Here is a 25,302-nt window from a genome sequence, read left to right on the forward strand (position 1 = left end):
CGCGGATCTACGCGTTTGTGTGCATGGAAAACACGATCGATATGACGCGCTGGTCCGACAGACTTCATGCGCAGGCACAGCAACAGCGACGTGAGGCTGAAGCTTTGTTGCTGGATTGCGAAATCATGCGGATCAACGCGATCCGGATGCAGGCCGCGTCCGAGAAGATGAAAGACGGCACGCGTTTCGCCCAGTCGTTGATCGAAAGCTCCCGTTCGATCATCGGCTAGGTCCAAACTTTTTTGTAATGAGTATCAGCGCCATCCCTCGGGGTGGCGTTTTTGTTTGCAAAACGCGAAACGCTGCAGGGGTCGCAGCGATTTCAATCGTCAGAAGATAAGGGTGGTTTGGTGGAGCATAGCGGGATCGAACCGCTGACCTCCTGCATGCCATGCAGGCGCTCTCCCAGCTGAGCTAATGCCCCAAACCATAGGGTGTTGCCGGTCTGGTATCCGCCCGAAAACGGCAATGGCAACGAGGTGCTGATTACGCAGCAGGGCGGGCGAGATCAAGAGGGATTCTCGCCCTAAAACCCAAATTCTTAAGAATCGTCGTCCGGCGCTGCGACGTCGGCGATTTCGTCCAAGGACACATCATCATCGTCGTCGTCATCTTCCAGAACGTCATCGCCCAGATCCGCATCGACATCATCGTCGTCGTCATCCAGTACGAGATCATCCTCGTCCGCCGCGTCGTCTTTCATCTTCTTGGACTGCGCATCTTCCGCGTCCGCCACCATGGTGCGGGTCTTGCCGGTCTCAACCGTCACGACCTCACCCGTGTAGGGGCTGACGATGGGGTCAGCGTTCAGGTCATAAAACCGCTTTCCGGTGGTCGGGCAAACGCGCTTGGTTCCCCACTCTTCCTTAGGCATATGTTCTTCCTTTGAGCCGTGCGGCCACTTGGCCGGATCGTCGCCAACTGCCATAACACCACAAAGGTGTCAAAGAGTTTGGCACGTGAATACTGAAAGGCGGATATGGGCTGTTTGATCCTTGATGGCAACCCCCCTGTGGAAGTCCTGCTGCGCCGCTCTGCGCGGGCGCGAAGGCTCAGCTTGCGGATCTCGCGGCTGGACGGACGCGCGACGCTGACATTGCCCCCACGGGTGCCCGAACGCGAAGGAATGGCCTTTCTGCGTGACCGCGAAACATGGCTGCGCAAACACCTTGCCGATATCGCGCCGGAAACCCCAGTGCGGATCGGTGGCAGCCTGCCGTTTCGCGGTGAATCGCTGGCAATTGTGGCGGGGGACGTGAAACGGGCGCGGTTGGCCCCGCAGGGGCTGATCGTGCCCGCTGACCCCGAAAAGGTCGGCACCCGTGTCGCGGCGTTCTTGAAGCTGCAAGCGCGTGATGCGCTGGCCGCGGCTTCCGACAGGTATGCCGCCGCCTTGGGCAAACCTTATGGCCGAATGTCTTTGCGCGACACACGAACCCGCTGGGGGTCGTGTTCATCGGTGGGCGATCTGATGTATTCGTGGCGGCTGGTGATGGCCCCACCACAGGTCCTTGACTACGTCGCCGCACATGAGGTCGCGCATCTGCAACATATGGATCATTCACCGCGTTTCTGGGCCACGGTTGAACGCCTGTTCCCCGATCACAAGGCCTGCCGTGCGTGGTTGAAAGACCACGGTGGCAGCCTGCACCGCGTCCGTTTCGATTGACCAAGCGCGCGCTTGTGATCACAACGGTCCCATGTTGATCCAATCCAAAGCGACCGAACCCACAGGGGCGGCCCATGACCGCGTCTATCGCGCCTTGCGGCTGCGCATCATGCACGGGGAGGTCCACCCCGGCCAAGCCCTGACCCTGCGCGGCATCGGCAAGGAATTCGACGTCTCCATGACCCCCGCCCGCGAAGCCTTGCGGCGTTTGGTGGCCGAAGGCGCGTTGTTTTTGTCCTCATCAGGCCGCGTGTCGACACCCGAACTCAGCAATGAACGGATCGAAGAACTCGCCACCTTGCGGGCGCTGCTGGAACCGGAACTGGCCGCACGTGCCTTGCCGCGCGCCCACCTTGCCTTGATCGACCGACTTGAGGAAATCAACAACCGCATCGCACCGGTGATCGCGCGGCAGGACGCGCCAGGATACATCCGTCTGAACCTCGAATTTCACCGCACGCTGTATCTGCGCGCCCAAGCCCCCGCGATGTTGGCCATGGCGGAAACGGTCTGGCTACAACTGGGCCCGACCATGTCCAAGCTTTACGGTCGCCTGCGCCGCACCGAAACCCCGCGCAATCATAAGCTGATCCTTGCAGCCCTCAAGGCAGGGGACGAGGCGAGCCTGAAACTCGCCGTGCGATCGGACGCCACCCAAGGTCTGCGGATGCTGAAGGTCTAGACCGGCTGGCCGGTCTGCATATCTGCGGAAATGCGGTTGAGGGCACCGCGAAATGCCTCTGCCCCAATCGTCATCCGCTGGGCCAAATCTGACACCACCGCGTATTCACTGGGATGAATTTCACCGTCGGCCACAGCAATGTTCAGCGCGGCCTCCAGCACGATTTGCCGGTCGGCATCGGACAGATCCTGACCGACCTGCACCAGATCATTGGGCGACGGGTTCAACTGCTGCAACAGGTCAGACACCTGTTGGATAGAATAACCCTGTCCGGTCAACCGTGTCAGAATGCTGGAAATCTGCCGGATTTCGCGATCATCAATGTGCCCATCCGCAACTGCGACCTGCGACATAGCAACCAAGGAATGAATGGCCAGATTGTCGGGCGTGGCCGCACGCCGCCGCCTGCCACGTGGTAGCATCGACAGCCCCCGAAAAAGAAGGCCAAGGGCGCCCGCGATCAACCACGCATGGCCCCACGCCAAATCCGCCAGCGTCACCTGTGGCGTCGCCGGAATGCTGGTATCAATGAATCCAGCAGCCTGCAGATCGGCCAGATTTTCAGCGCTCAAATCGCGGTAGGTGTCAGAGGCGCAATTGTCTGTCGCCAAGGCGTAGCCTTCGACGATTGTGTAAACGGGCACGAATAAAATGTGCATGTAATCCACCAAATGGCACAGCGCGATGGTCTGGCCGTTGCCGGGGCTTGGGATCGTTGTCTGGGCAACAAAGTGCAGATCGGTCCCATATTTACCGGCACCAGCAGTGGCGGGCGTGGCGGTCAATGCGCCAAGGATCAGGACAAGAGCGGGAAGAGTTGTTTTGAAAATGTGACGCATTGTACACCTAAATCACGGTTAACTCCTTTAGGTTGTAGGGGCCGGTTTGGGCGAAGATGTGGCGCAGTGGCGTCAAACTCGGGACTGGCGGACCGGCCCAAAAAAGAACGCCCGCCGCAACCGGTTCAGGCTGGGCGGGCGCTACAAAAGGATCAACAGGATCAGGAGTGGATAGGCCCATCCCCACAGGCCAAGGCCGCCTCACGTACGGCTTCCGAATAGGTCGGATGCGCGTGGCATGTCCGTGCCAAATCTTCGGCCGCTGCGCCAAATTCCATGGCCACGCAGATTTCATGGATCAAATCACCCGCCATCGGCCCGATGATATGTGCCCCCAAAATCCGGTCCGTGGCCGCATCGGCGAGGATTTTGACAAAGCCGTCTGCTGCAAAATTCGCCTTCGCACGCCCATTGCCCATAAAGCTGAACTTGCCGACCTTATAGTCGCGGCCGTCCTCTTTCAGCTGCTCTTCGGTTTTGCCGACATTCGCGACCTCAGGATGGGTGTAGATCACACCGGGGATCACGTCGTAGTTCACATGGGGTTTCTGACCGGCGATGCCTTCGGCGCAGGCGATGCCTTCGTCCTCGGCCTTGTGGGCCAACATGGGGCCGTCGATGCAATCCCCGATGGCATAGATCCCATCCACGGAGGTTTTGTACTGGCCATCGGTTTTGATCTGGCCGCGCTCTGACATCTCAACGCCCAAAGCGTCCAGACCCAGCCCGTCGGTGAAGGGGCGGCGGCCTGTGGCGACGAGCACCGTGTCCGCATCAAGGGTGTGTTCGCTGTCATCGCTGCGCATCTTGTAGGTGACGGTGGCATTGTTGCCCTTTGTCTCAACACCCTGAACGGCGGCGCCCATGACAAATTCAAGCCCCTGTTTCTTCAACAGCTTCTGGAAGGTCCGCTGCACTTCGGCATCCATGCCCGGCGTGATCACGTCGAGGAATTCAACAACCGTGACCTCGGCGCCCAGACGTTTGTACACCGACCCCAGTTCCAGCCCGATCACACCCGCACCGATGACAACCATCTTCTTGGGGATTTTGCCCAGCTCCAGCGCGCCGGTGCTGCTGACAACTGTCTTCTCATCAATCTCAACACCGCGCAGCGGGGCCACGTCAGACCCGGACGCGATGATGATGTTCTTCGCCTCATGCACGTCATCTCCGACCTTGACCTGACCCGCCGCAGGGATTGATCCCCACCCCTTGAGCCAGTCGATCTTGTTCTTCTTGAACAGAAATTCCACACCCTTGGTGTTCGCGCCAATGGTGTCTGCCTTATAGCTTTGCATCTGCTTCCAATCCACAGACGGCGACTTGCCCTTCAGGCCCATGTCCGCAAAATTATGCTCCGCCTCATGCAGCATATGCGTGGCGTGCAGCAGGGCCTTGGACGGGATACAGCCCACGTTCAGGCAGGTGCCGCCCAGCGTGTCCCGGCCTTCGACGACGGCCGTTTTCAAACCCAACTGTGCGCAGCGGATGGCGCAGACATAGCCGCCGGGGCCGGAGCCGATGATGATAACGTCGTAGTTTGCCATGGGTCGTGTTCCTTTGTTGGTCGCGCCGGGGGCCAGCCCCCGGACCCCCAGAGTTTTCCGGGCCAGATGAAGTTAGATCAAGGTTGAGATAAGCATGATGACGGTTGCGATAAAGCCAACGAACCAGATGTAGGACCGCCACGGGACCCAGCCGAAGTAATAGGCCGGAATATAAAGAACGCGGGCCGCCAGATAGGCCGTGGCGCAGGCCGCTGTCAGCGCGGTGTTCTGTCCGCTGAGCTCGACCACAACGACGGCCAGCGTGAACAGGATCAGGGCCTCGAAATGGTTGTTCATGGCGCGCGCCAGACGGCCGGTTTTGGTGGACAGTTGTTCCAGCATGGTTTTGCCGCCCATCTTGTCGGGATCACGGGGGGAGGCGGTCTTGCCCACCCCCAATTCAATGTTCGCGGGCATGGCCATCAGGACGAACTGGACCGCCTGCAGCAGCCCTGCAAGGGCAAGGATGGTCAGTTCGTCTGTCATGCGGCGGCCCTCGCGGCATCTGCGATCTGTTCGGCTTTGGCCGCGTATGTGCCCGTGCGGGCAGACGGGTGGGGGGCCTGCACATGGGGCACATCGAAGTGCCGCAAGACACGGGCGCTGTCGTGACCAAGGGCCACAGGACGGCGGCCCATCAGTTCATGTCGCCCCACGGCGTCAAAAGACGCGCGCGCGTGGGCGGGCGGGATGGTGCTGCTGCGCTGGGGCGTAAGCAGGTGGAAAATGGGCGTGATGTAGATATCCGCACGGGTCAGATTCAGCAGGCCCAGCACCATGTCCATGACGCGGTTGTAGGGATTGTCGGGCAGGTAACCCTGTTTGGTCAGGACCCGGCGGTGCTGACGCACGGACGGCGCATCCAGCCAGTCTTTGGATATGAACATGGGCCCCGTCAGATTGCCTGACGTCATTTGGATGGGGCAGACATAGTCGCCGTCAAACCCCTCATCCGCCAAGGTAGGATAGCCCGGCAGGGCAAAGGCCCGACGGGCCGCTATGGCGGCGGCGTAGGTCACAGGAGCGGCAGCGCCATCATCGCGAGGCCAGCGAGGGACGCAAACCACGCCACCGACCGCACCAGCGGGATACCCGAGGCATAGGCGGGGATGTAGGCGATACGCGCCCAAAAATAGACCGCCGCACCTGTGGCGGTGGACGACGTGCTGGCGTCGGTCAGCGCGATGATGACCGCAAGGATGATGAAGGCCGGCAGGGTTTCCAGATAGTTGCGCAAGCTGCGTTCGATGCGCGCCGCGATGACATTCTGATCGCGGTCCTCATCCTGCGGCCCCAGCGCCCAGCCAAGGCCTTTGGACAGGTCGGAAAATGTCGCCTGGATGAGGGTGTGAGCGACCAGCAGGATCGCCGCGTAAAGAAGGTAGGTAAGTTCGGGGGTCATGATACGTCCTTACATCAAGCGGCATTTTCGAAATGATAAGTCACATCGCTGAATCGAGGTACAGGAAATGTAAACAGCATCTTCATGTCAGTTTCGGCTACAAACCCGTGCGGTTGCCCAGCCGGGATAAAGAGCGTGTCACCGGGGGCCAGATCGATCTTTTGATCTGACAGCAACGCGTGGCCGGTGCCCTCAAGAATGTACATCGTTTCAACGATGTCGTGGCGGTGAAGCGCCTCCGTATGACCAGCACCGAGGAAAAATATACCCTGTGAAAGATCGGTCGAAGGTCCCCCCTCTGCGTCAACCAATAGGCTGTATTTCATCCCGCCTTTGCGGGCTTCGTTCATGACCCGAATACCGGGGGCGCTGGCGGGAATGTGGACGGGCAAAGACATGATGGTTCCTTCCAAATTACGTGTGCAACGCAACGCAGGTGGCGACGCCCGGTTGCATCGCCACGCCGAGGTGTTTGGTCACAGGTCCATCAACAACCGCCGCGGATCCTCAAGCGCTTCTTTCACCCGCACGAGGAACGTTACAGCCCCTTTGCCGTCTACGATCCGGTGGTCATAGGACAGCGCCAGATACATCATCGGGCGGATCACGACCTCACCTTTGATCGCCATGGGGCGGTCCTGGATTTTGTGCATCCCCAGAATGCCCGACTGCGGCGGGTTCAGGATGGGCGACGACATGAGCGAGCCGTAAACACCGCCGTTGGAGATCGTGAACGTCCCGCCCTGCATTTCCGCCATGCTCAGCTTGCCGTCGCGCGCCTTAGCGCCCTTTTCGGCAATCGCCTTTTCGATGGACGCAAAGGACATCTGATCGGCGTCGTTGATCACCGGCACCACCAGTCCCGTGGGCGTGCCTGCGGCGATGCCCATGTTGACATAGTTTTTGTAAACGATGTCGGTGCCGTCGATCTCTGCGTTGACCTCGGGCACTTCGTTCAGAGCGTGCACGCAGGCCTTGGTGAAGAAGGACATGAAGCCCAGTTTCACACCGTGCTTCTTGAGGAACAAGTCTTTGTATTCGTTGCGCAGCGCCATGACCTCGGTCATATCGACCTCGTTGTAGGTGGTCAGCATGGCGGCAGTGTTTTGGCTGTCTTTCAGGCGCTTTGCGATGGTCTGGCGCAAACGGGTCATTTTGACCCGTTCTTCGCGGGCGGCCTGATCGGCGGCCACAGGCGCGCGGGGGGCTGCGGCTGCGGGGGCAGGTTTCGCGCCCCCTTCAAGGGCCTTCAACACGTCCTCTTTCATCACACGGCCATCCTTGCCGGACCCGGCCACATCGCCAGATGACAGGTTGTTTTCCGCCATCAGTTTCTTGGCCGATGGGGCGTCTTCCACGTCCTTGCCAGCGTCGCCGCCTTGGGCGGCGGGGGCAGTGGTGGTTTCAGGCGCGTTGTTGGCCAGTGCGGTAGCGGGGGCCTTGGCGTCGGTGGACATGATCGCCAGCTTGCCACCGGCCTCAACCGTGCTGCCCTCTTCGGCCAGCAGTTTGGTCATGACACCGGCAGCGGGGGCCGGAACCTCGACCGAGACTTTGTCGGTTTCCAATTCGCACAGCATCTCATCGGCTTCGAATGCCTCACCTGGTTTTTTGAACCAAGTGGAGACTGTCGCCTCGGTCACGCTTTCGCCCAAGGTGGGGACCATGACGTCGATCTCATCGCCGCCGCCTGCGCGGTCGTCTTCGCGGGGCTTCACATCCTCGGCACCTGCGTCGATGGCTTCGGGGGCCTCTTTGGGCGCGTCGTCGGAGGCTTCGCCTCCGGCGCTGATCTGTGCCAGCAGGGCGTCAACGCCCACGGTGTCGCCTTCGCCGGCGACGATTTCAGACAACGTGCCGGCGGTGGGGGCCGGAACCTCAACCGTGACTTTGTCTGTCTCAAGTTCACACAGCATTTCGTCCTGCGCGACGCTATCGCCGGGCTTTTTGAACCAAGTGGCGACGGTGGCTTCGGTGACGCTTTCACCAAGGGTAGGGACGCGGACTTCGGTCATTATTTTGATCCTTCGATGGTCAGCGCGTCATCAACGAGCGCCGTTTGTTGTGCTTTGTGCTGGGACGCCAGACCGGTCGCGGGCGACGCGGCTGCCGCCCGTCCGGCATAGACCGGCCGTGTGTGGGTGGCGCCAATGCGGGTCAGGACCCATTCAATGTTGGGTTCAATGAACGACCACGCGCCTTGGTTTTTGGGTTCTTCCTGACACCAGACCATTTCGGCGTTTTTGAACCGTTCAAGTTCCTTGACCGCCGATTGCGCGGGGAACGGATAGAATTGTTCGAACCGCATCAGGTAGACGTCGTCGATCCCACGGGCATCGCGTTCTTCCAGCAGATCGTAATAGACCTTACCGGAACACATCACGACCCGTTTGATCTTGTCGTCGGCCACCAATGTGGTGTCCGAATTGCCGTATTGCGCATCGTCCCACAGCACGCGGTGGAAGGAGCTTCCGGTCTGGAATTCCTCGGCCTTGCTGACGGCCATCTTGTGGCGCAACAACGACTTCGGCGTCATCATGATCAGCGGCTTGCGGTAGCTGCGGTGCAGCTGGCGACGCAGGATGTGGAAGTAGTTGGCAGGCGTCGTGCAATTGGCCACGATCCAGTTGTCGCCGCCACACATGGTCAGGAACCGTTCAAGCCGTGCGCTGGAATGCTCCGGCCCTTGGCCCTCATAGCCGTGGGGGAGCAGACAGACGAGGCCCGACATCCGCAGCCATTTGCTTTCCCCGGAACTGATGAACTGGTCAAACATGATCTGCGCGCCGTTGGCGAAATCACCGAACTGCGCTTCCCACAGGGTCAGCGCATTGGGTTCGGCCAGCGAATAGCCGTACTCAAAACCCAGCACCGCATATTCAGACAGCATGCTGTCGATGACCTCATAGCGCGACTGCCCCTCACGGATGTTGTTGAGGGGGTAGTAGCGGTCTTCGGTCTCTTGGTTGACGATGCCCGAATGCCGTTGGGAGAACGTCCCGCGGGTGGAATCCTGACCGGACAGACGGACCGGATAGCCTTCGGTAAGCAGGGAGCCAAACGCCAGCGCCTCACCGGTGGCCCAGTCAAAGCCTTCGCCGGTTTCAAACATCTTGGCCTTGGCGTCCAGAATACGGCCCACGGTTTTATGCATGGGGTAGCCGTCCGGCACGGACGTCAGGGCGCGGCCGACCTCATCAAAGGTTTCTGGTTTGATGCCGGTTTTGCCGCGCTGGTACTTGTCCTTGTTGCGCTTGTCCAAATGGGACCACTTGCCATCCAGCCAGTCGGCTTTGTTGGGTTTGTAATCCTTCCCGGCCTCGAACTCCTCGTTCAGATGGGCCTGGAAGGCGGCTTTCATGTCCTCGATCTCACCCTCGGGGATCAGACCGTCGCGGACCAGCCGTTCGGTATAAAGCGTCAGCGTTGTCTTTTGCTGTTTGATCTTTTTGTACATGACCGGGTTGGTGAACATGGGCTCATCGCCCTCGTTGTGGCCAAACCGGCGGTAGCAGATGATGTCGAGGACCACGTCCTTGTGGAACTTCTGGCGGAACTCTGTCGCCACGCGGGCAGCATGGACCACAGCCTCTGGGTCATCGCCATTCACGTGGAAAATCGGGGCCTCCACCATCAGCGCGATGTCCGTGGGGTAGGGGCTGGACCGGCTGAAATGCGGCGCCGTGGTAAAGCCGATCTGGTTGTTCACCACGATATGCATGGTGCCGCCGGTCTTGTGGCCTTTCAGCCCGCTGAGACCAAAGCCCTCTGCCACGACACCCTGGCCCGCAAACGCAGCATCACCGTGAAGGAGGATCGCCATGACCTTGGTGCGGTCTTCATCGTTGATCTGGTCCTGCTTGGCGCGGACCTTGCCCAGAACGACCGGGTTCACGGCCTCAAGGTGGGACGGGTTCGCGGTCAGCGACAGATGCACGGAATTGCCGTCAAATTCCCGGTCGCTGGACGCGCCGAGATGGTATTTCACATCGCCCGATCCGTCGACATCCTCCGGTTTGAAGCTGCCGCCTTGGAATTCGTTGAAGATCGCGCGGTAGGGCTTCTTCATCACATTGGCCAGGACCGACAGGCGGCCCCGGTGGGGCATGCCGATCACGATGTCCTGCATGCCCAGCTGCCCACCGCGTTTGATGATCTGTTCCATCGCCGGGATCAGGCTTTCGCCGCCGTCGAGGCCAAACCGCTTGGTGCCCATATATTTAACATGCAGGAACTTCTCGAACCCTTCGGCCTGCACGATGGAATTCAGGATCGCTTTGCGTCCGTTTTGGGTAAATGAAATCTCTTTCCCGAAGCCCTCAATGCGTTCCTTTAACCAGCCCGCTTCCTCGGGGTTGGAAATATGCATGTACTGCAGCGCAAACGTGCCGCAGTAGGTCCGCTGCACGATGGCCAGAATTTCATTCATCGTGGCCATTTCCAGACCAAGGACATTGTCGATGAAAATCGGGCGGTCCATGTCGGCGGCGGTGAAGCCATAGGACGCAGGGTCCAGTTCCGGATGCGGGGTCTGGTCACGCATGCCCAGCGGGTCCAGATCAGCCACCAAATGACCACGGATCCGGTAGGCGCGGATGATCATCAATGCACGGATACTATCGAGGACGGCCGCCCGTACCTGTTCTTCGCTGATCTGCACGCCCTTCTCGGCGGCCTTGTCCTTGATCTTCTTGCCAGCGGCCTCAGGCTCCGCCGCCCACTGCCCGTCGAGTGCCGCAGTCAGGTCATCATTGGGTTGCGGCGGCCAATCGCTGCGTGCCCAGCTCGGCCCCGCGGCCTCCGCCTTGGCGTCCGCAGGGGCATCGCCCAAGGACCGGAAAAACGCCTGCCATTGTTCGTCCACTGCACCGGGATTGTCGGCGTATTTGGCATACAGCTGCTCGATATACTCCGCATTGTGCCCCTGCATGAAGGAGGAGGCATGGAAGACGTCGTTGGGGGATTGGTGAGTCATGTTGAGACCTCTTGCGGGTACGGTTGGGTGCCGTCTTGGGGCTGATTGGGGTCCGGGAATAAGGCGGTGAGATGTGGAAAATAGCGCTGACGCAGCGTTTCATTTGAGGGCGCACAGAGGGTCCGCACCTTTTGCGCCTGCTGGGCAGTCAGGCGGTATTTGGGCGCCTTGCGAAACAGACCGTAATTGCGGGCGCGCACAAGCAGGGAGCGGGCAGATGCAAAGGCCCCGATCTTGCGTGCCGCGGATAAGATACGAATTTCAGGCACGGACCATCCGATATTTCGGTTGGTCGGGCGTTCGAGCCCGTCCAGCGATGTTCCGATCTCGGCGCAAAAGTCCAACAGCAGATCAGCATCCTTGAGCCGATCCGCATGCATGAGGCGCAATGTGAACCCTGCATCGGGCAGCATATCATCCCACTTCTGGATCTGCGCGCTTTGGCTTTCGCGGGTCAGGTTGCTGATGATCTTTTCGACCGAGATATCGCTCCCCGCGCCGGCCGCTTGCGAAAATGAACTTGCGACCCAGTCGGTCTGTTCGCGGAGATAGACGAGGTAGGTGCGTTTTCCGAAGAACTGCGCAAGAAATTCGTCAAGCGCACGGATCAGATCGGGCGATTTGAGGGTGTTGAACATCGGCTCGCCGGACATGACATACAAACCGGTCCCGCGCTGTTTAACGAAGGCCGCGTAGTTTTTCGCAAATGACTCGGCCAACTCAGCCTGATCATCGAACGTCTCAATCCCAAGGCTCCGGCGCACGAGGTGATTTTGATACAGCACCTTGTTGCGTGACAGCGCCACTGTGGCGGCCCCTGCATGGAAATTTCTTCCCCATTCGGGATGGTCTGCCGGGTTCTGTGTGTGAATGTTCCGCGCCTTGAGCCCGTCCGCATTCAGGGCAAGGAACGACTGAATGGTCGTCGTTCCGGTCTTCGGCAACCCGATGTGAATGATCGCGCGGCGATCAGCCTCTGCGCCATCATATCGCAGGTTGTCGGACCCCGGCACCATAGTCAGACGGCCCCCAGCCCAAATGGCAGCGCCCGGCACAGGCCGAGCCCTGAACGTTTGAGGAAAAGGGGCCGCTGCTGAGCCATGTTAGCCAATCGCCTTCAACACAGCCTCGCCCAGTGTCGCGGGGCTGTCGGCCACCACGATACCCGCGGATTTCATGGCTTCGATCTTGCTTTCAGCGTCGCCTTTGCCGCCTGCCACGATGGCACCAGCGTGGCCCATACGGCGGCCCGGAGGCGCGGTGCGGCCTGCGATGAAACCGGCAACGGGCTTCCAACGGCCCTTCTTCTTCTGCTCGGCGAGGAATTCTGCGGCTTCCTCTTCGGCAGAGCCGCCGATCTCACCGATCATGATGATCGACTGGGTTTCATCATCGTCAAGGAACATGTCCAAAACGTCGATATGTTCGGTGCCCTTGATCGGGTCGCCGCCGATGCCCACGGCGGTGGACTGGCCGAGGCCACTGTCAGAGGTCTGTTTCACAGCCTCATAGGTCAGCGTACCAGACCGGGACACAACGCCCACGGACCCACGTTTGTGGATGTGACCCGGCATAATGCCGATCTTGCAGGCATCGGGCGTGATGACACCGGGGCAGTTCGGCCCGATCAGACGGGAGGCAGAGCCCTCCAACGCGCGCTTGACGCGCATCATGTCGAGAACCGGAATACCTTCGGTGATGCAGATGATCAGCTCCATCTCCGCATCGATCGCCTCAAGAATGGAATCTGCGGCGAAAGGGGGCGGTACATAGATGACGGAGGCATTGGCCTCGGTCACGTGCTTGGCCTCATGGACGGAATTGAAGATCGGCAGGTCCAGATGGGTCTGCCCACCTTTGCCCGGCGTCACGCCGCCCACCATTTTGGTGCCGTAGGCGATGGCTTGTTCGGAGTGGAACGTCCCCTGCGAACCCGTAAGGCCCTGACAGATCACGCGAGTGTTTTCGTTTACGAGAATGGCCATGGTGTTGGCTCCTTAGAAATCTTGGTGCGGCGAACCGCGAAATGGGTTCAGCCCTTGACCGCTTTCACGATCTTCTGCGCGCCATCTTTGAGGTCGTCAGCAGCAATCACATCAACGTCGCTTTCGTTGATGATGCGCTTGCCTTCTTCGACGTTCGTGCCTTCAAGACGGACAACCAGCGGCACCTTCAGGCCCACTTCCTTCACCGCAGACACAACGCCCTCAGCGATCACATCACAGCGCATGATGCCGCCGAAGATGTTGACCAGAATGCCTTTGACGTTGGGGTCGGACGTGATGATCTTGAACGCCTCGGTCACCTTCTCCTTGGTTGCACCGCCACCTACGTCGAGGAAGTTTGCAGGCTCAGCCCCGTACAGCTTGATGATGTCCATCGTCGCCATGGCCAGACCCGCGCCGTTGACCATGCAGCCAATTTCGCCGTCCAGCGCGATATAGTTCAGGTCGTATTTGGACGCCGCGAGTTCTTTGGGGTCCTCTTCCGTCTCATCGCGCAGGGCGGCGATGTCGTTGTGGCGGTAGACGGCGTTGCCATCAAAGGCCACTTTCGCATCGAGAACCTTAAGGTCGCCCTTGTCGGTGACGATCAGCGGGTTGATCTCCAGCATCTCCATGTCTTTTTCGGTGAAGGCTTTATAAAGCTGGCCCATCAGCTTGACGCACTGCTTGACCTGCTGGCCCTCAAGACCCAGCGCAAAGGCCACGCGGCGGCCATGATAGGGCTGGTAACCGGTGGCGGGATCAACGGTGAAGTTCAGGATCTTTTCGGGTGTGGCCTCGGCCACCTCTTCGATGTCCATGCCGCCTTCGGTGGAACACACGAACCCGATGCGCGATGTGGCGCGGTCGACGAGCAGGGCCAGATACATCTCTGTTTCAATGCCGGACCCGTCTTCGATGTAGACGCGATTGACCTGCTTGCCCGCAGGGCCGGTCTGGTGCGTGACCAGCGTGCGGCCCAACATCTTTTTGGCTTCCTCGGCGGCCTCTTGCACGGATTTGGTCAGGCGCACACCGCCTGCATCGCCTGCATCGGCCTCTTTGAATTTGCCCTTGCCGCGGCCACCTGCGTGGATCTGCGCCTTGACCACCCAAAGGGGGCCATCAAGTTCGCCTGCGGCGGTCTTGGCGTCTTCTGCCTTCAGGACAGCGCGTCCGTCGCTGACAGGGGCGCCAAACTGGGCAAGAAGTGCCTTGGCCTGATATTCGTGGATATTCATAAAGCCGTCCCTCGGTCTGATATGCGTTGATCCCGCTATAAACCTGTCGGAAGCGCTCTCTAAATGACTTTTTTGATATCAGACCCGAAAAAGCGACATTTGTGATCACACGATTGAAAAGTGTGATCACAAAATATCAAACGCGAACGGATGTTAGGGTTAACAGTGATTTAACGCGGAATCGGCTGGGCCTGCGGCCCGCAGCGCAACGGGTTGTACGCAGTGCCTTGGAGCATCGGCTGGTCAGCCGCAGGCGCGTTCAGGCACTTGGCCGACCCTTGCCGTTCAAACGACGTGTCATGGCTGGTGGTAAAGACAGCGGAACAGGCCGTTAACAGGGCAGCGGCCACAGCAAACAAACGATCGAATTTCATCGGGGATATCCGAAAGCCGCCGGAGGTGCGCACGGGCGGACTAGGAATGCCTCGCGCCGAGGCTGTCGGTCACCCGTGGGCGAGGGTCATTCAACGACGAACGCGCCCCCCGCAAAGAGGGACGCGTCCGTTGAAATCCTATGTGATCGCAGCGCGGTTTAGCGCGGGATCACCTGCTGTTGTGGGCCGCAGCGCAGCGGATATTGCGCGCCAACCTGTGTGCCCACGTTGGGACAGGCAGACGCCCCCTGACGCAGGAATGACACGTCGTTGCCGTTGTCGAGGAACACAGTGTTATTGCCCGTCGGAGCGCAGCCCGACACGGTCAGGGCGAGGACGGCGATGCCGATAGTTGTTTTCATGATAACCCCCAAGGTTTTGAAAAATGCGTCTGGATGACGCTCTGGGGCCCAATTTAATCTTTTGTTAACTTGAGTCACGTGGATTGGACCAAATCGCCGATCAGACGTGAATTTGGCCGCGGATTGTTTCAAAACTTGGGACAATGACATGAAAAAAGGCGCTCCAGTCACGGAAGCGCCTTTCTTTAACCATATTTCGATTCAGCCCAGGGACGAATCGATGCCCTTGCAGGCGTCGACCAGACCTTTGACGGCGGCGACGGATGTATCGAACATCTCTTGCTCATCTTTGTTCAGCTTGATGTTCACGATCCGCTCAACCCCGCCAGCGCCGATCACGGTGGGCACGCCCACGTACATGTCTTTGACGCCAAGGTCGCCGTCACAATAGGCGGCACAGGGCAGGACGCGCTTTTGGTCCTTGAGGAAGGCTTCGGCCATTTCAATGGCGGAGGTCGCAGGCGCGTAATACGCAGAGCCCGTTTTCAGCAGGCCCACGATTTCGGCACCGCCGTCACGTGTGCGCTGCACCATCGCATCAAGCTTTTCTTGTGTGGTCCAACCCATATCGATCAGGTCGGGCAGGGGGATGCCTGCAACCGTGGAATAGCGCACCGATGGCACCATCGTGTCGCCGTGGCCGCCCAGCACAAAGGCCGTCACATCGCGCATGGACACGTTGAATTCCTCAGCCAGGAAATGGCGGAACCGTGCAGAGTCCAGAACACCCGCCATGCCGCAGACCATGTTGTGGGGCAGGCCGGAGAATTCGCGCAACGCCCAGACCATCGCGTCCAGCGGGTTTGTGATGCAGATGACGAAGGCGTCCGGCGCATGGGCTGCAATGCCTTCGCCGACGGATTTCATGACCTTGAGATTGATGCCCAGCAGGTCGTCGCGGGACATGCCTGGCTTGCGGGCCACGCCGGCGGTGACGATGCAGACGTCTGCGCCTGCAATGTCCTCATAGGACTGGGTGCCGGACATAGCAGCGTCGAACCCTTCGGAGGGGCCGGATTCAGCGATGTCGAGGGCTTTGCCCTCCGGCAGGCCTTCGGAAATGTCGAAAAGCACCACGTCGCCCAGTTCTTTGACTGCTGCGAGGTGGGCGAGAGTGCCGCCAATGTTACCGGCGCCGATCAGGGCGATCTTGGGTCTGGCCATGTTGAATGGGTCCTTGTGTCCGTTCGTGTTAGATCGCCGCAAGGGGTAGTCTTTTGCCGCCCGTCGCGCAAGTGCGCTGCACTGCGGCGCGGGCGCGCGTGGTTCAGGACATTGTTTCTAGGGCGTTGTTTGCGCTAGCGTGGCGTCATATCGCGGGCCGGTGGCGGCACGTGATGCGCGCTATCGGCGTGATTCCCAAAAGTGAAGGACAGCGGATTTGGAAGGCTTGGCGTTTTGGATGCTCGGGGCGCTGGCCGCCTTTGTCACGGGCTTGTCAAAGGGCGGGCTGTCGGCGTTCAGCATGCTGGCCGTGCCCTTGCTGGCGCTGGTCATCTCACCGGTGACAGCAGCGGGGCTGTTGTTGCCGGTGTTCTTGTTTTCGGACATTTTTGGGGTCTGGACCTACCGCCACGAATTTCGCCGCGACCTGCTGCGCATTGCGGCGGTGGGCACCGTGCTGGGGTGCGGCATCGGCTGGCTGACCGCGCATATCGTGTCGGACGATCTGGTGCGGGTGATCATCGGGACGATCGGCGCAAGTTTTGCGCTGAAATATCTGTTGGGCAGCGGCGCTGATGCGCCCAAACAATCCCCCACGTGGGGCAAAGGCGTGGTTTTGACCACCATTGCGGGGTTCACCAGTTTTGTCAGTCACGCAGGTGCCCCGCCTTGGCAGATGTGGGTCATGCCCCTGAAGCTGTCAAAGCTGGCCTTTGCGGGCACCACGACCATTGTTTTTGCGGTCATGAACGTGACCAAAATCGTGCCTTATTACTATTTGGGCCAATTCAGCGTCGATAATCTGGCCGTCGCGGGCAAGTTGTTCGTGCCCGCCGTCTTGGGTGTCTTTGTTGGCTATCAATTGACCCGCCGGCTGCCCGATCGCGTGTTCTTTGGCTTCGTGATCTGGGCGCTCTTGGCGGTATCGATCAAACTGATCTGGGACGGCGTCACCGGATAGGATGGGGGCGCTTAGGCGCCCTCATCGGTATTGGGCAGATCTTCGTTTAGGTTCTGGTACGCCTCACCGCTGGCCACAAGGCAGGTGGGCCCGCCCGGTTGGGTGACAGTGATGGTCCAGGTGCCTGTCTCGGTTGAGGCAAAGACTTCAACCACCGTGTTGTTGGATGACATCCCGATAGACTGACGACTTTCGCCGTAGCCCGCAGCAAGGCGTTCCACCACAACAGCATGTGGGCCGCAGTTGCGCGATTGCGCGGCGGGGGCGCTGGCCATCAGGGTGGCGGCACAGGTGAGGGCGATGATCTTGGCGTTCATTGGTCTCTCCTTCAGGGTTAATCTGGGGACAATCATGCGCCCGCACCGGTGCAAATAAGGTTAACGTGACCGCACGGTGGTGTTGCGCGGCCCCGATGTCCGCTGCGTTGCGGCATTTTGGGGTTGCAAGATGCGCAAAACTCTGACCCCTTTGGCGCAATAATATGTCGCAACGGAGTCGCCCCATGTCCCACCCCTACCGGTCCGCCCTCTACATCCCCGGCTCCAAACCCCGCGCGCTGGACAAGGCCCGTGGCCTGCCTGTGGATGTAATCCTCTTTGATCTTGAGGACGCGGTGTCGCCCGATGAAAAGGTCACGGCACGGGCCACATTGGCCGCAGAACTGGGCACTGGCGGCTACGGCCACCGGCTGCGCGTGGTGCGCATCAACGGGCTGGACACCCAATGGGGACGCGACGATGCCAAGGCCGCCCACACCATGGAGTGCGACGCGGTGCTTCTGCCCAAGGTCAATTCTGCCGCCGATGTGGATGCCCTTGCGGCGCTGACCGACAAACCCATCTGGGCGATGATGGAAACACCGCTGGGCGTGTTAAACGCCGCCCAGATCGCGGCCCACCCCCAGATCGAAGGCTTCGTTCTGGGCACCAACGATCTGGCCAAGGACCTTGGCACGCGCCACCGCGCAGATCGCGAACCGCTGCTGAGCGCGTTGCAGATGTGTCTGCTGGCCGCCCGCGCCCACGGGGTCGTGGCCGTTGATGGGGTCTACAACGCGTTCAAAGACGAAGAGGGGTTCAAGGTCGAATGCGAACAGGGCCGCGACATGGGCTTTGACGGCAAGACCCTGATCCACCCCGCGCAAGTGGCCATCGCCAACGCCGCCTTCGCCCCGACAGAGGCCGAAATCGACCTCGCCCAACGTCAAATCGCGGCCTTCGCGGAGGCCGAGGCCGCCGGGCAAGGTGTCGCCGTCGTCGACGGCAAAATCGTCGAAAACTTGCACATCGTGACCGCCCGCGCCACGCTGGCCAAAGCAAAGGCCATCGCGGAGGGTGAAGGGCAATGACACTTATAATTCTAGGACTGGTGATTTGGGCGGGGGTCCATTTTTGGAAACGGGCCGCACCGGGTCACCGTGCGTCTTTTGGGGACGCCGGTAAAGGCATCGTCGCGGGGGGATCGGTGTTGGCGATTGTCCTGATGGTGCTGGGCTACCGCTGGGCGGACGGGGCTGTCTATTGGGGGCGGGGCAACGGGCTGGTCTGGCTCAACAACCTGTTGATGGTCTTGGCGTTTTACCTCTTTGCGGCGTCCGGAAAAGGCACCCGCGTCACCCGCGCCATCAGGCATCCGCAACTGACTGCCGTGGTGGTCTGGGCGGTGGCACATCTGTTGGTCAACGGCGATGTCGCATCTTTCGTTCTGTTCGGCGGTATGGCCGTCTGGGCGCTGGCCGAAATGGTCGTCATCAACCGCGCGCAAGGCCCGCGCGGGGCCTATCACGCACCGCCCATCAAATCCGAAATCATCGCGGTCGTGGCCACTTTGGTCGTCACCGTCATCGTCATGCTTATTCATCACTGGCTGGGGGTCACACCATGGGGGTAATTTACCGATTTCTGACAGAGGACGACACATCCGCCTTTTGTCACAAAGTCTCTGACGCGCTGTCCAAAGGCTGGGTGCTGCACGGCGATCCCCAATACACCTTTGATCAGGCGAACGGCGTGCTGCGCTGCGGGCAGGCCGTCACCAAAGAAATCGACGCTGACTATTCCCCCGACATGAAACTGGGCCAACAATGACCAAGACAAACGCAGGGCATTTCTTCGAAGACTACCGCATCGGCCAGACGTTCCGTCACGGCCCCCTGCGCACCGTGGGCGAAGGCGAACGCGCGCTCTATCAGGCGCTTTACCCCACACGCTTTGCGGTGAATGTGTCCGACCCCTTGGCGCAAATCGTGGGCCTGCCGCGCGCGCCGATGGATGACATGATCGTGTTTCACAAGGTCTTTGGCGCGACTGTACCGGACATTTCCCTGAATGCGGTGGCGAATTTAGGCTACGCCGATCTGCGCTGGCTGCGGCCTGTCTATCCGGGTGACAGTCTGGGTGCGGTGACAGAAATCATTGGCCTCAAGGAAAACTCCAACGGCAAAACGGGCATCGTCTGGGTTCGCACGACCGGCATGAATGCTGCCGGTGAGGACGTGCTGACCTTCGTGCGCTGGGTCATGGTCCGCAAACGGGATGCGGCGGCACCGGCCCCCGATCCGGTCGTGCCCGATCTGCCGTCACATGTGGCAGCCGCCGGTCTGGCCGTACCCGCAGGCCTTGATTTCAGCGGCTATGACCAAAGCGGCGTGCGCGCCCCCCACCGGTTGGGTGATTATAAGGTGGGCGAAATCATCGACCACGTGGATGGCGTGACCCTGTCTGAGGCCGAACACATGATGGCCACGCGGCTGTGGCAGAACACCGCCAAGGTCCATTTTGACATCACTGCACGGCCCCAAGCCCAGCGGCTGATCTATGGCGGGCACATCATCTCCATGGCGCGCGCGCTGTCGTTCAACGGGCTTGAGGGGGCGGAGTTTATGGTCGCGATCAACGGTGGCGCCCATGCCAACCCCGCCTTTGCAGGCGATACCGTCCGCGCGTGGTCCGAAGTGTTGGAGACAGCAGACACCCCCGCACCCGGCGTCGGTGCCATCCGGTTGCGGCTCGTGGCGACAAAGGGCAGCGCTGCGGGTGTGCTGAAAGGCGAGGACGGCAAATATCACCCCGATGTGCTGCTCGACCTCGATTATTGGGCGCTGATGCCCGTCTAGCCCCCCCAACAGACCCGTGATTTTGCAGATCGGACCGGTGCGGCTAGGGTTATGCCATGAAACCCCTGTTGCTTGCCGGACTGATCGCCACTGCCGCCCCCGCAGCCCACGCCTGCGAGGTGGCATTGATGCTGGCGGTGGATGTGTCAGGGTCGGTGGATGGCGACGAATACCGCATCCAGATGGACGGCCTTGCCGCAGGTCTGACGGACCGCCGCGTCATGGCTGCACTGGTTGAGGGCAAGGCGCAGGTCGCCCTGATGCAATGGACTGGTACAGGCCGCCAGACGGTGGTGATCAACTGGACGCAAATGAACAGCCCCGATGATGTGGCCGCCTTTGCCTTTCAAGTCGCCACCGTGCCGCGCCTGTGGCGTGATTTCTCAACCGCAATCGGGGAGGCCATGCAGCTGGCGCTGCCCTATTTCGCCATCGTCGACGGGTGCAAACGCCACGTGATCGATATCTCAGGCGACGGGATCAGCAACGAAGGCAGCTTTCCCTCCGACCATTGGCCCGCGCTTGAGGCCGCAGGCGTGACCGTCAACGCGCTGGTCATCCAGAATTCCGGTTTCGATCTTACGACCTGGTTTGAAGACAACGTCATCATCGGGCCGGGGGCCTTTGCGGTGACGGCAAACGGGTTCGATGAATACCCCGAACAGATCATCCGTAAGCTTTACCGCGAACTGACGCAGGCTGTGGCAGAAAGCGACCAGTTTGTGATCACTAGAGAATAACGTGTGATCACAAACGTGAAAAAACCGCCCAACCGCGTCAAGATTCCGCACCCGTTACCGCTCACGCGCCGTGACAAGACCGCAGATTGCGTTAAAAGAAACGTAAGACCTGTCACGGCATAGCCGCATGTGACCAAGCCTAAGGGAACCGATATGGCCGATGTTAATCGGGGCAACCGCCCCCTGTCTCCTCACTTGATGATCTATCGCCCGCAGTGGACGTCGATTTCATCGATCTTCGTGCGCATCACGGGCAACGCGCTGATCGTTGGCGCGCTTTTGGCCGTGTGGTGGTTCGCGGCGCTGGCATCAGGGCCTGAGGCGTATGCCCGCGCCAACGGGTTCATCACCAGCTGGTTTGGCGATCTTGTCATGCTCGGCTCTGTGGCCTGCATCTGGTATCACACGCTGGGCGGCATCCGGCACCTGATCTGGGACAGCGGCCACATGCTGGACGTCGAGAGATCCGAACTTTTCGCCCAGGCGATGGTTGTTGGCACGGTGTTGCTGACGATCTTCACCGTCATCGTACTTTAAGGGGGCAGGGCAATGGCATTTCTGACTGACCGCAAACGCGCTGCGGGCCTTGGCTCCGCGAAATCCGGGACCGAACACCACTGGCAGATGATGGTGTCGTCGGTGGCCCTTGTGGGGCTCATCCCTTTGTTTGTTTTCACCTTCGGCTACGCGCTGGGCATGTCCTATGAAGACGCGGCCGCCTACTACCAGCGGCCGTTCCCGGCCATTGTCGGCATCCTGACATTGCTGGTGGGCTTCCTGCACTTCAAAGGTGGCGTGCAAACACTGATCGAGGACTACGTCCATGGTTTCGCCCGCAAGGCGCTGATCATCGGGTCCATCTGCCTCAGCTACGCCGCGGCGGCTGCTGGCGTTTTCGCAATCGTGCGGATTGCACTTTAAGAATTTCGAGGTCTGAACAATGGCTGAATACGAATATGAAACCCACGAATATGATGTCGTGGTTGTGGGCGCTGGTGGCGCCGGTCTGCGGGCAACGCTGGGCATGGCCGAACAGGGCCTGCGCACGGCCTGTATCTCCAAGGTGTTCCCGACACGGTCCCACACGGTTGCAGCACAAGGCGGCATCGCGGCGTCCTTGGGCAACATGGGGCCTGATAGCTGGCAGTGGCATATGTACGACACCGTCAAAGGGTCGGACTGGTTGGGTGATACGGACGCGATGGAATACCTCGCCCGCGAAGCCCCAAAGGCGGTCTACGAGTTGGAACACTACGGCGTGCCGTTTTCGCGCACCGAAGAGGGCAAGATCTATCAGCGTCCTTTCGGTGGCCACACCACCGAATTTGGCGAAGGCCCCGCCGTGCAGCGCACCTGTGCCGCCGCCGACCGGACCGGCCACGCGATCCTGCACACGCTTTATGGTCAGTCGCTGAAACAGCAGGCGGAATTCTACATCGAATATTTCGCCATCGACCTGATCATGTCCGACGATGGCGTCTGTACCGGCGTCGTCTGCTGGAAACTCGACGATGGCACGATGCATGTCTTCAACGCCAAAATGGTCGTGCTGGCCACCGGCGGTTATGGCCGCGCCTATTTCTCCGCCACGTCTGCGCACACCTGCACCGGTGACGGCGGCGGCATGGTGGCCCGCGCTGGGCTGCCGCTGCAGGACATGGAATTCGTGCAATTCCACCCCACGGGCATCTACGGTTCCGGCTGTTTGATCACCGAAGGCGCGCGCGGCGAAGGCGGTTATTTGACCAATTCCGAGGGTGAGCGGTTTATGGAACGCTATGCGCCCAACTACAAAGACTTGGCCCCGCGTGACTACGTGAGCCGCTGCATGACCATGGAAATCCGCGAAGGACGCGGTGTGGGGGCAGGGGGCGATCACATCCACCTGAACCTCAACCACCTGCCAAAAGAAGCACTGGCCGAACGTCTGCCGGGCATCTCCGAATCGGCCAAGATTTTCGCAGGCGTCGACGTCACGAAAGAACCGATCCCCGTATTGCCCACCGTGCACTACAACATGGGCGGCATCCCCACGAATTATTATGGTGAGGTCCTCAGCCCCACCAAAGAAGACCCCAACCGCGTGGTCCCCGGCCTGATGGCTGTGGGTGAAGCGGGCTGTGCATCGGTGCATGGCGCGAACCGTCTGGGGTCAAACTCCCTCATCGATTTGGTGGTCTTTGGCCGTGCGGCGGCGATCCGCGCCGGTGACGTGGTGGACCGCAACGCAGCGATCCCGTCCACGCACAAGGCCTCTGTCGACAAAGCCTTCGACCGCTTTGACGGTCTGCGGCACGCGGACGGCGGCACAACCACGGCTGAACTGCGCCTTGATATGCAAAAGGCGATGCAGGAAGACGCGGCGGTGTTCCGCACCAACGAAACCCTCAAAGAGGGTGTCGAAAAGATGACCGCCATCGCGGGCAAGGAAAGTGATTTGAAAGTCACCGACCGCAGCCTTGTGTGGAACTCCGACCTGATGGAAACGCTGGAACTCACGAACCTGCTGCCCAACGCGCTGGCTACCGTGGCCGGGGCCGAGGCCCGCAAGGAAAGCCGTGGCGCCCATGCGCACGAGGATTACACCACCCGCGACGACGAAAACTGGCGTGTCCATTCAATCGCGCACGTCGACGGCGCGGATGTGAAACTCAGCTACCGCCCTGTGGTCACCGACCCGCTGACGACCGAGGCCGAAGGCGGCATCGAGATGAAGCGCATCGCCCCGAAAGAGCGCACGTTCTGATGTGGCGCGCAGCCCCTGTCCTGCTGCTCCTCGCGGCCTGCACGCCCCCGCCCGTTGACCCGGTGCGGGTGGCGGAAATCTGCGAAGACCGCGCGCGGGCCGCGCAAGGCCCGACCGGCAGTGTTACAGTGGGCACCAATAGCAGAACGGGCGGCTTTGGTGGCGTTCAGGTGGGGGTGTCGTCCGATTTCCTCACTGGTCGCGATCCGCTGGAGGTCTACACTGACTGCGTGTTTGACCGCACCGGCGCCGAGCCCATCCGCCCGCCCGTGCTGCGCTGATTTGAATTGGAGACCCAGATGACCAAATCCTTCGCCTTTCTCGCCGCTGCCGCCCTGACTTTGTCCGCCTGTGACGTGGTCGAAACCGCAGCCGTGGACACAGGCCGTGACGCCGCCCGCGCTGTCGTGGGGCCGATTGTGGCCGACACCGTGCCCGGTGCCGCCGGGCAAGTGCTGACCAATTGCATCATCGACAACGCCAGCGGGCAGGAACTGCTGACGCTGGCCGCAGGCGGTGCCTCGCCCGACAATATCACGCTCGTGTCCAATATTCTTGCCCGCACCGAAACCGTGGCCTGCGCCACGTCGGGCCTGACCTGATCCAGAAAAGGAGCCACCAGCCATGGTTCAACTGACACTGCCCAAGAATTCCCGCATGACGACCGGCAAAACATGGCCGCGTCCTGAAGGGGCGAACAATCTGCGCAAGGTGCAGATTTATCGCTGGAACCCCGACGACGGGCAAAACCCGCGTCTGGACACGTATTTTGTGGATATGGACAGCTGCGGCCCGATGGTTCTGGACGCGCTGATCAAGATCAAGAACGAGATTGACCCAACGCTGACCTTCCGCCGGTCTTGCCGCGAAGGCATTTGCGGATCCTGCGCCATGAACATCGACGGCATCAACACGCTGGCCTGCATCTACGGCATGGATGAAATCAAGGGCGACATCAAAATCTATCCGCTGCCGCACATGCCGGTGGTCAAGGATTTGATCCCCGACCTGACGCACTTCTACGCCCAGCACGCGTCCATCATGCCGTGGCTGGAAACCAAGACGAACCGCCCCGCGAAAGAGTGGAAACAGTCGATCGCGGACCGCAAAAAGCTGGACGGTCTGTATGAATGCGTCATGTGCGCGTCCTGTTCGACGTCCTGCCCGTCGTATTGGTGGAACGGCGACCGCTATCTTGGGCCAGCCGCCTTGCTGCACGCCTACCGCTGGATCATCGACAGTCGTGATGAGGCCACGGGGGAGCGTCTGGACGATCTGGAAGATCCGTTCAAACTCTACCGTTGCCACACGATCATGAACTGCGCCAAGACCTGCCCCAAGGGCCTGAACCCGGCTGCAGCCATTGCGCACATCAAGAAAATGATGGTCGAACGCACCGTCTGATGGCGGGCCTGATCCAAAGGTGCGCTTCCGCGCGTTTTTGGGGATTGAAAGTTGAAAGGCGACGCTTCCCAATGGGGGGCGTCGCCTATGGCT

At 60.4% G+C, this 25,302-nt stretch carries 31 protein-coding genes and 1 tRNA gene; 15 read left to right on the forward strand and 17 right to left on the reverse strand.

Annotated features, from left to right (window positions below; genetic code table 11):
- The first annotated feature begins 23 nt into the window (after positions 1 to 23).
- Positions 24 to 230 (forward strand): hypothetical protein, encoded by a 207-nt coding sequence (locus ACTG36_RS11630; protein ID WP_375280276.1) that lies wholly within the window; start codon positions 24 to 26, stop codon positions 228 to 230.
- Between the two features lie 118 nt (positions 231 to 348).
- Here ACTG36_RS11630 and ACTG36_RS11635 read toward each other — a convergent pair.
- Positions 349 to 424 (reverse strand) — tRNA-Ala (locus tag ACTG36_RS11635).
- Between the two features lie 117 nt (positions 425 to 541).
- On the reverse strand, positions 542 to 874 hold the full coding sequence (locus ACTG36_RS11640; RefSeq protein ID WP_375280703.1) for a TIGR02300 family protein: 333 nt from the start codon (positions 872 to 874) through the stop codon (positions 542 to 544).
- A gap of 105 nt (positions 875 to 979) precedes the next feature.
- On the opposite strand from ACTG36_RS11640, the gene ACTG36_RS11645 reads away from it, so the two are divergent.
- Complete coding sequence (locus ACTG36_RS11645) at positions 980 to 1,669, forward strand: M48 family metallopeptidase (RefSeq protein WP_375280704.1); 690 nt, start codon at positions 980 to 982, stop codon at positions 1,667 to 1,669.
- A 31-nt stretch (positions 1,670 to 1,700) separates the two neighbouring features.
- Positions 1,701 to 2,351, forward strand: a complete 651-nt coding sequence (locus ACTG36_RS11650; RefSeq protein WP_375280705.1) for a GntR family transcriptional regulator — start codon at positions 1,701 to 1,703, stop codon at positions 2,349 to 2,351.
- On the opposite strand, the gene ACTG36_RS11655 is transcribed toward ACTG36_RS11650, so the two are convergent.
- The 14 genes from ACTG36_RS11655 to mdh all read right to left on the reverse strand — a co-directional run bounded on the left by ACTG36_RS11655 (position 2,348) and on the right by mdh (position 16,243).
- The gene (locus ACTG36_RS11655; protein WP_375280706.1) at positions 2,348 to 3,190 is read right to left on the reverse strand and encodes a TerB family tellurite resistance protein; all 843 of its coding nucleotides are present in this window, start codon (positions 3,188 to 3,190) and stop codon (positions 2,348 to 2,350) included. The two genes, ACTG36_RS11650 and ACTG36_RS11655, sit on opposite strands and share 4 nt — an antisense overlap.
- Positions 3,191 to 3,351: 161 nt before the next feature.
- Complete coding sequence (gene lpdA, locus ACTG36_RS11660; RefSeq protein WP_375280707.1) at positions 3,352 to 4,740, reverse strand: dihydrolipoyl dehydrogenase; 1,389 nt, start codon at positions 4,738 to 4,740, stop codon at positions 3,352 to 3,354.
- A gap of 72 nt (positions 4,741 to 4,812) precedes the next feature.
- Positions 4,813 to 5,226, reverse strand: coding sequence for an MAPEG family protein (locus ACTG36_RS11665; RefSeq protein WP_375280708.1), 414 nt, complete (start codon positions 5,224 to 5,226; stop codon positions 4,813 to 4,815).
- Positions 5,223 to 5,759, reverse strand: a complete 537-nt coding sequence (locus ACTG36_RS11670; protein ID WP_375280709.1) for a hypothetical protein — start codon at positions 5,757 to 5,759, stop codon at positions 5,223 to 5,225. The genes ACTG36_RS11665 and ACTG36_RS11670 overlap by 4 nt, the downstream gene beginning before the upstream one ends.
- Positions 5,756 to 6,142, reverse strand: a complete 387-nt coding sequence (locus ACTG36_RS11675; RefSeq protein WP_375280710.1) for an MAPEG family protein — start codon at positions 6,140 to 6,142, stop codon at positions 5,756 to 5,758. The genes ACTG36_RS11670 and ACTG36_RS11675 overlap by 4 nt, the downstream gene beginning before the upstream one ends.
- Before the next feature lie 14 nt (positions 6,143 to 6,156).
- On the reverse strand, positions 6,157 to 6,540 hold the full coding sequence (locus ACTG36_RS11680) for a cupin domain-containing protein (protein ID WP_375280711.1): 384 nt from the start codon (positions 6,538 to 6,540) through the stop codon (positions 6,157 to 6,159).
- A gap of 78 nt (positions 6,541 to 6,618) precedes the next feature.
- On the reverse strand, positions 6,619 to 8,157 hold the full coding sequence (odhB, locus tag ACTG36_RS11685; protein WP_375280712.1) for a 2-oxoglutarate dehydrogenase complex dihydrolipoyllysine-residue succinyltransferase: 1,539 nt from the start codon (positions 8,155 to 8,157) through the stop codon (positions 6,619 to 6,621).
- Positions 8,157 to 11,117 (reverse strand): 2-oxoglutarate dehydrogenase E1 component, encoded by a 2,961-nt coding sequence (locus ACTG36_RS11690; protein WP_375280713.1) that lies wholly within the window; start codon positions 11,115 to 11,117, stop codon positions 8,157 to 8,159. Before ACTG36_RS11690 ends, odhB begins: the two co-directional genes overlap by 1 nt.
- Positions 11,114 to 12,172, reverse strand: a complete 1,059-nt coding sequence (locus ACTG36_RS11695; RefSeq protein ID WP_375280714.1) for a hypothetical protein — start codon at positions 12,170 to 12,172, stop codon at positions 11,114 to 11,116. Before ACTG36_RS11695 ends, ACTG36_RS11690 begins: the two co-directional genes overlap by 4 nt.
- Positions 12,173 to 12,220: 48 nt before the next feature.
- Positions 12,221 to 13,102 (reverse strand): succinate--CoA ligase subunit alpha, encoded by an 882-nt coding sequence (gene sucD, locus ACTG36_RS11700; protein WP_375280715.1) that lies wholly within the window; start codon positions 13,100 to 13,102, stop codon positions 12,221 to 12,223.
- A 47-nt stretch (positions 13,103 to 13,149) separates the two neighbouring features.
- Positions 13,150 to 14,343 carry an ADP-forming succinate--CoA ligase subunit beta gene (sucC, locus tag ACTG36_RS11705; RefSeq protein ID WP_375280716.1) on the reverse strand — a complete coding sequence of 398 codons (1,194 nt, stop codon included), beginning with the start codon at positions 14,341 to 14,343 and terminating at the stop codon, positions 13,150 to 13,152.
- A gap of 170 nt (positions 14,344 to 14,513) precedes the next feature.
- On the reverse strand, positions 14,514 to 14,717 hold the full coding sequence (locus tag ACTG36_RS11710; RefSeq protein ID WP_375280717.1) for a hypothetical protein: 204 nt from the start codon (positions 14,715 to 14,717) through the stop codon (positions 14,514 to 14,516).
- Between the two features lie 158 nt (positions 14,718 to 14,875).
- The gene (locus ACTG36_RS11715; protein WP_375280718.1) at positions 14,876 to 15,079 is read right to left on the reverse strand and encodes a hypothetical protein; all 204 of its coding nucleotides are present in this window, start codon (positions 15,077 to 15,079) and stop codon (positions 14,876 to 14,878) included.
- Between the two features lie 201 nt (positions 15,080 to 15,280).
- Positions 15,281 to 16,243, reverse strand: a complete 963-nt coding sequence (gene mdh / locus ACTG36_RS11720) for a malate dehydrogenase (RefSeq protein WP_375280719.1) — start codon at positions 16,241 to 16,243, stop codon at positions 15,281 to 15,283.
- A gap of 217 nt (positions 16,244 to 16,460) precedes the next feature.
- On the opposite strand from mdh, the gene ACTG36_RS11725 reads away from it, so the two are divergent.
- On the forward strand, positions 16,461 to 17,204 hold the full coding sequence (locus ACTG36_RS11725) for a sulfite exporter TauE/SafE family protein (protein WP_375280720.1): 744 nt from the start codon (positions 16,461 to 16,463) through the stop codon (positions 17,202 to 17,204).
- An 11-nt stretch (positions 17,205 to 17,215) separates the two neighbouring features.
- Here the strand turns inward: ACTG36_RS11725 and ACTG36_RS11730 are convergent, their stop codons facing one another.
- Positions 17,216 to 17,521, reverse strand: a complete 306-nt coding sequence (locus tag ACTG36_RS11730) for a hypothetical protein (protein WP_375280721.1) — start codon at positions 17,519 to 17,521, stop codon at positions 17,216 to 17,218.
- A gap of 185 nt (positions 17,522 to 17,706) precedes the next feature.
- On the opposite strand from ACTG36_RS11730, the gene ACTG36_RS11735 reads away from it, so the two are divergent.
- The 11 genes from ACTG36_RS11735 (at position 17,707) to ACTG36_RS11785 (ending at position 25,209) form a co-directional block, all read left to right on the forward strand.
- Complete coding sequence (locus tag ACTG36_RS11735) at positions 17,707 to 18,552, forward strand: HpcH/HpaI aldolase/citrate lyase family protein (protein ID WP_375280722.1); 846 nt, start codon at positions 17,707 to 17,709, stop codon at positions 18,550 to 18,552.
- The gene (locus ACTG36_RS11740; RefSeq protein WP_375280723.1) at positions 18,549 to 19,094 is read left to right on the forward strand and encodes an NnrU family protein; all 546 of its coding nucleotides are present in this window, start codon (positions 18,549 to 18,551) and stop codon (positions 19,092 to 19,094) included. Before ACTG36_RS11735 ends, ACTG36_RS11740 begins: the two co-directional genes overlap by 4 nt.
- The gene (locus ACTG36_RS11745; protein WP_375280724.1) at positions 19,085 to 19,291 is read left to right on the forward strand and encodes a DUF1737 domain-containing protein; all 207 of its coding nucleotides are present in this window, start codon (positions 19,085 to 19,087) and stop codon (positions 19,289 to 19,291) included. Before ACTG36_RS11740 ends, ACTG36_RS11745 begins: the two co-directional genes overlap by 10 nt.
- On the forward strand, positions 19,288 to 20,319 hold the full coding sequence (locus tag ACTG36_RS11750; protein ID WP_375280725.1) for a MaoC family dehydratase: 1,032 nt from the start codon (positions 19,288 to 19,290) through the stop codon (positions 20,317 to 20,319). Before ACTG36_RS11745 ends, ACTG36_RS11750 begins: the two co-directional genes overlap by 4 nt.
- 56 nt (positions 20,320 to 20,375) lie before the next feature.
- The gene (locus ACTG36_RS11755) at positions 20,376 to 21,059 is read left to right on the forward strand and encodes a DUF1194 domain-containing protein (RefSeq protein WP_439142426.1); all 684 of its coding nucleotides are present in this window, start codon (positions 20,376 to 20,378) and stop codon (positions 21,057 to 21,059) included.
- 153 nt (positions 21,060 to 21,212) lie between these two features.
- The gene (sdhC, locus tag ACTG36_RS11760) at positions 21,213 to 21,596 is read left to right on the forward strand and encodes a succinate dehydrogenase, cytochrome b556 subunit (RefSeq protein ID WP_375280727.1); all 384 of its coding nucleotides are present in this window, start codon (positions 21,213 to 21,215) and stop codon (positions 21,594 to 21,596) included.
- A 12-nt stretch (positions 21,597 to 21,608) separates the two neighbouring features.
- Entirely contained in the window at positions 21,609 to 21,980 is a 372-nt protein-coding gene (sdhD, locus tag ACTG36_RS11765) for a succinate dehydrogenase, hydrophobic membrane anchor protein (RefSeq protein WP_296418605.1), read from the forward strand.
- A gap of 19 nt (positions 21,981 to 21,999) precedes the next feature.
- A complete protein-coding gene (gene sdhA, locus ACTG36_RS11770; protein ID WP_375280728.1) occupies positions 22,000 to 23,805 on the forward strand; it encodes a succinate dehydrogenase flavoprotein subunit in 1,806 nt (601 codons plus the stop codon).
- Positions 23,805 to 24,086, forward strand: a complete 282-nt coding sequence (locus ACTG36_RS11775; RefSeq protein WP_375280729.1) for a hypothetical protein — start codon at positions 23,805 to 23,807, stop codon at positions 24,084 to 24,086. The genes sdhA and ACTG36_RS11775 overlap by 1 nt, the downstream gene beginning before the upstream one ends.
- Positions 24,087 to 24,104: 18 nt before the next feature.
- The gene (locus ACTG36_RS11780) at positions 24,105 to 24,407 is read left to right on the forward strand and encodes a hypothetical protein (protein WP_375280730.1); all 303 of its coding nucleotides are present in this window, start codon (positions 24,105 to 24,107) and stop codon (positions 24,405 to 24,407) included.
- Positions 24,408 to 24,429: 22 nt separating this feature from the next.
- Positions 24,430 to 25,209, forward strand: coding sequence for a succinate dehydrogenase iron-sulfur subunit (locus tag ACTG36_RS11785; RefSeq protein ID WP_296418597.1), 780 nt, complete (start codon positions 24,430 to 24,432; stop codon positions 25,207 to 25,209).
- Positions 25,210 to 25,302: the final 93 nt, after the last annotated feature.

The organism is Pseudooctadecabacter sp. (assembly GCF_965657175.1).
Classification (GTDB): Bacteria; Pseudomonadota; Alphaproteobacteria; order Rhodobacterales; family Rhodobacteraceae; genus Octadecabacter.

Bases quoted from the DNA above. Each gene is read 5' to 3' on its own strand.
- ACTG36_RS11630 (WP_375280276.1), top strand. From the start codon at position 24: ATGGAAAACACGATCGATATGACGCGCTGGTCCGACAGACTTCATGCG.
- ACTG36_RS11640 (WP_375280703.1), bottom strand. From the start codon at position 874: ATGCCTAAGGAAGAGTGGGGAACCAAGCGCGTTTGCCCGACCACCGGA.
- ACTG36_RS11645 (WP_375280704.1), top strand. From the start codon at position 980: ATGGGCTGTTTGATCCTTGATGGCAACCCCCCTGTGGAAGTCCTGCTG.
- ACTG36_RS11650 (WP_375280705.1), top strand. From the start codon at position 1,701: ATGTTGATCCAATCCAAAGCGACCGAACCCACAGGGGCGGCCCATGAC.
- ACTG36_RS11655 (WP_375280706.1), bottom strand. From the start codon at position 3,190: ATGCGTCACATTTTCAAAACAACTCTTCCCGCTCTTGTCCTGATCCTT.
- lpdA (WP_375280707.1), bottom strand. From the start codon at position 4,740: ATGGCAAACTACGACGTTATCATCATCGGCTCCGGCCCCGGCGGCTAT.
- ACTG36_RS11665 (WP_375280708.1), bottom strand. From the start codon at position 5,226: ATGACAGACGAACTGACCATCCTTGCCCTTGCAGGGCTGCTGCAGGCG.
- ACTG36_RS11675 (WP_375280710.1), bottom strand. From the start codon at position 6,142: ATGACCCCCGAACTTACCTACCTTCTTTACGCGGCGATCCTGCTGGTC.
- ACTG36_RS11680 (WP_375280711.1), bottom strand. From the start codon at position 6,540: ATGTCTTTGCCCGTCCACATTCCCGCCAGCGCCCCCGGTATTCGGGTC.
- odhB (WP_375280712.1), bottom strand. From the start codon at position 8,157: ATGACCGAAGTCCGCGTCCCTACCCTTGGTGAAAGCGTCACCGAAGCC.
- ACTG36_RS11690 (WP_375280713.1), bottom strand. From the start codon at position 11,117: ATGACTCACCAATCCCCCAACGACGTCTTCCATGCCTCCTCCTTCATG.
- sucD (WP_375280715.1), bottom strand. From the start codon at position 13,102: ATGGCCATTCTCGTAAACGAAAACACTCGCGTGATCTGTCAGGGCCTT.
- sucC (WP_375280716.1), bottom strand. From the start codon at position 14,343: ATGAATATCCACGAATATCAGGCCAAGGCACTTCTTGCCCAGTTTGGC.
- ACTG36_RS11710 (WP_375280717.1), bottom strand. From the start codon at position 14,717: ATGAAATTCGATCGTTTGTTTGCTGTGGCCGCTGCCCTGTTAACGGCC.
- ACTG36_RS11715 (WP_375280718.1), bottom strand. From the start codon at position 15,079: ATGAAAACAACTATCGGCATCGCCGTCCTCGCCCTGACCGTGTCGGGC.
- mdh (WP_375280719.1), bottom strand. From the start codon at position 16,243: ATGGCCAGACCCAAGATCGCCCTGATCGGCGCCGGTAACATTGGCGGC.
- ACTG36_RS11730 (WP_375280721.1), bottom strand. From the start codon at position 17,521: ATGAACGCCAAGATCATCGCCCTCACCTGTGCCGCCACCCTGATGGCC.
- ACTG36_RS11735 (WP_375280722.1), top strand. From the start codon at position 17,707: ATGTCCCACCCCTACCGGTCCGCCCTCTACATCCCCGGCTCCAAACCC.
- ACTG36_RS11740 (WP_375280723.1), top strand. From the start codon at position 18,549: ATGACACTTATAATTCTAGGACTGGTGATTTGGGCGGGGGTCCATTTT.
- ACTG36_RS11745 (WP_375280724.1), top strand. From the start codon at position 19,085: ATGGGGGTAATTTACCGATTTCTGACAGAGGACGACACATCCGCCTTT.
- ACTG36_RS11750 (WP_375280725.1), top strand. From the start codon at position 19,288: ATGACCAAGACAAACGCAGGGCATTTCTTCGAAGACTACCGCATCGGC.
- ACTG36_RS11755 (WP_439142426.1), top strand. From the start codon at position 20,376: ATGAAACCCCTGTTGCTTGCCGGACTGATCGCCACTGCCGCCCCCGCA.
- sdhC (WP_375280727.1), top strand. From the start codon at position 21,213: ATGGCCGATGTTAATCGGGGCAACCGCCCCCTGTCTCCTCACTTGATG.
- sdhD (WP_296418605.1), top strand. From the start codon at position 21,609: ATGGCATTTCTGACTGACCGCAAACGCGCTGCGGGCCTTGGCTCCGCG.
- sdhA (WP_375280728.1), top strand. From the start codon at position 22,000: ATGGCTGAATACGAATATGAAACCCACGAATATGATGTCGTGGTTGTG.
- ACTG36_RS11775 (WP_375280729.1), top strand. From the start codon at position 23,805: ATGTGGCGCGCAGCCCCTGTCCTGCTGCTCCTCGCGGCCTGCACGCCC.
- ACTG36_RS11780 (WP_375280730.1), top strand. From the start codon at position 24,105: ATGACCAAATCCTTCGCCTTTCTCGCCGCTGCCGCCCTGACTTTGTCC.
- ACTG36_RS11785 (WP_296418597.1), top strand. From the start codon at position 24,430: ATGGTTCAACTGACACTGCCCAAGAATTCCCGCATGACGACCGGCAAA.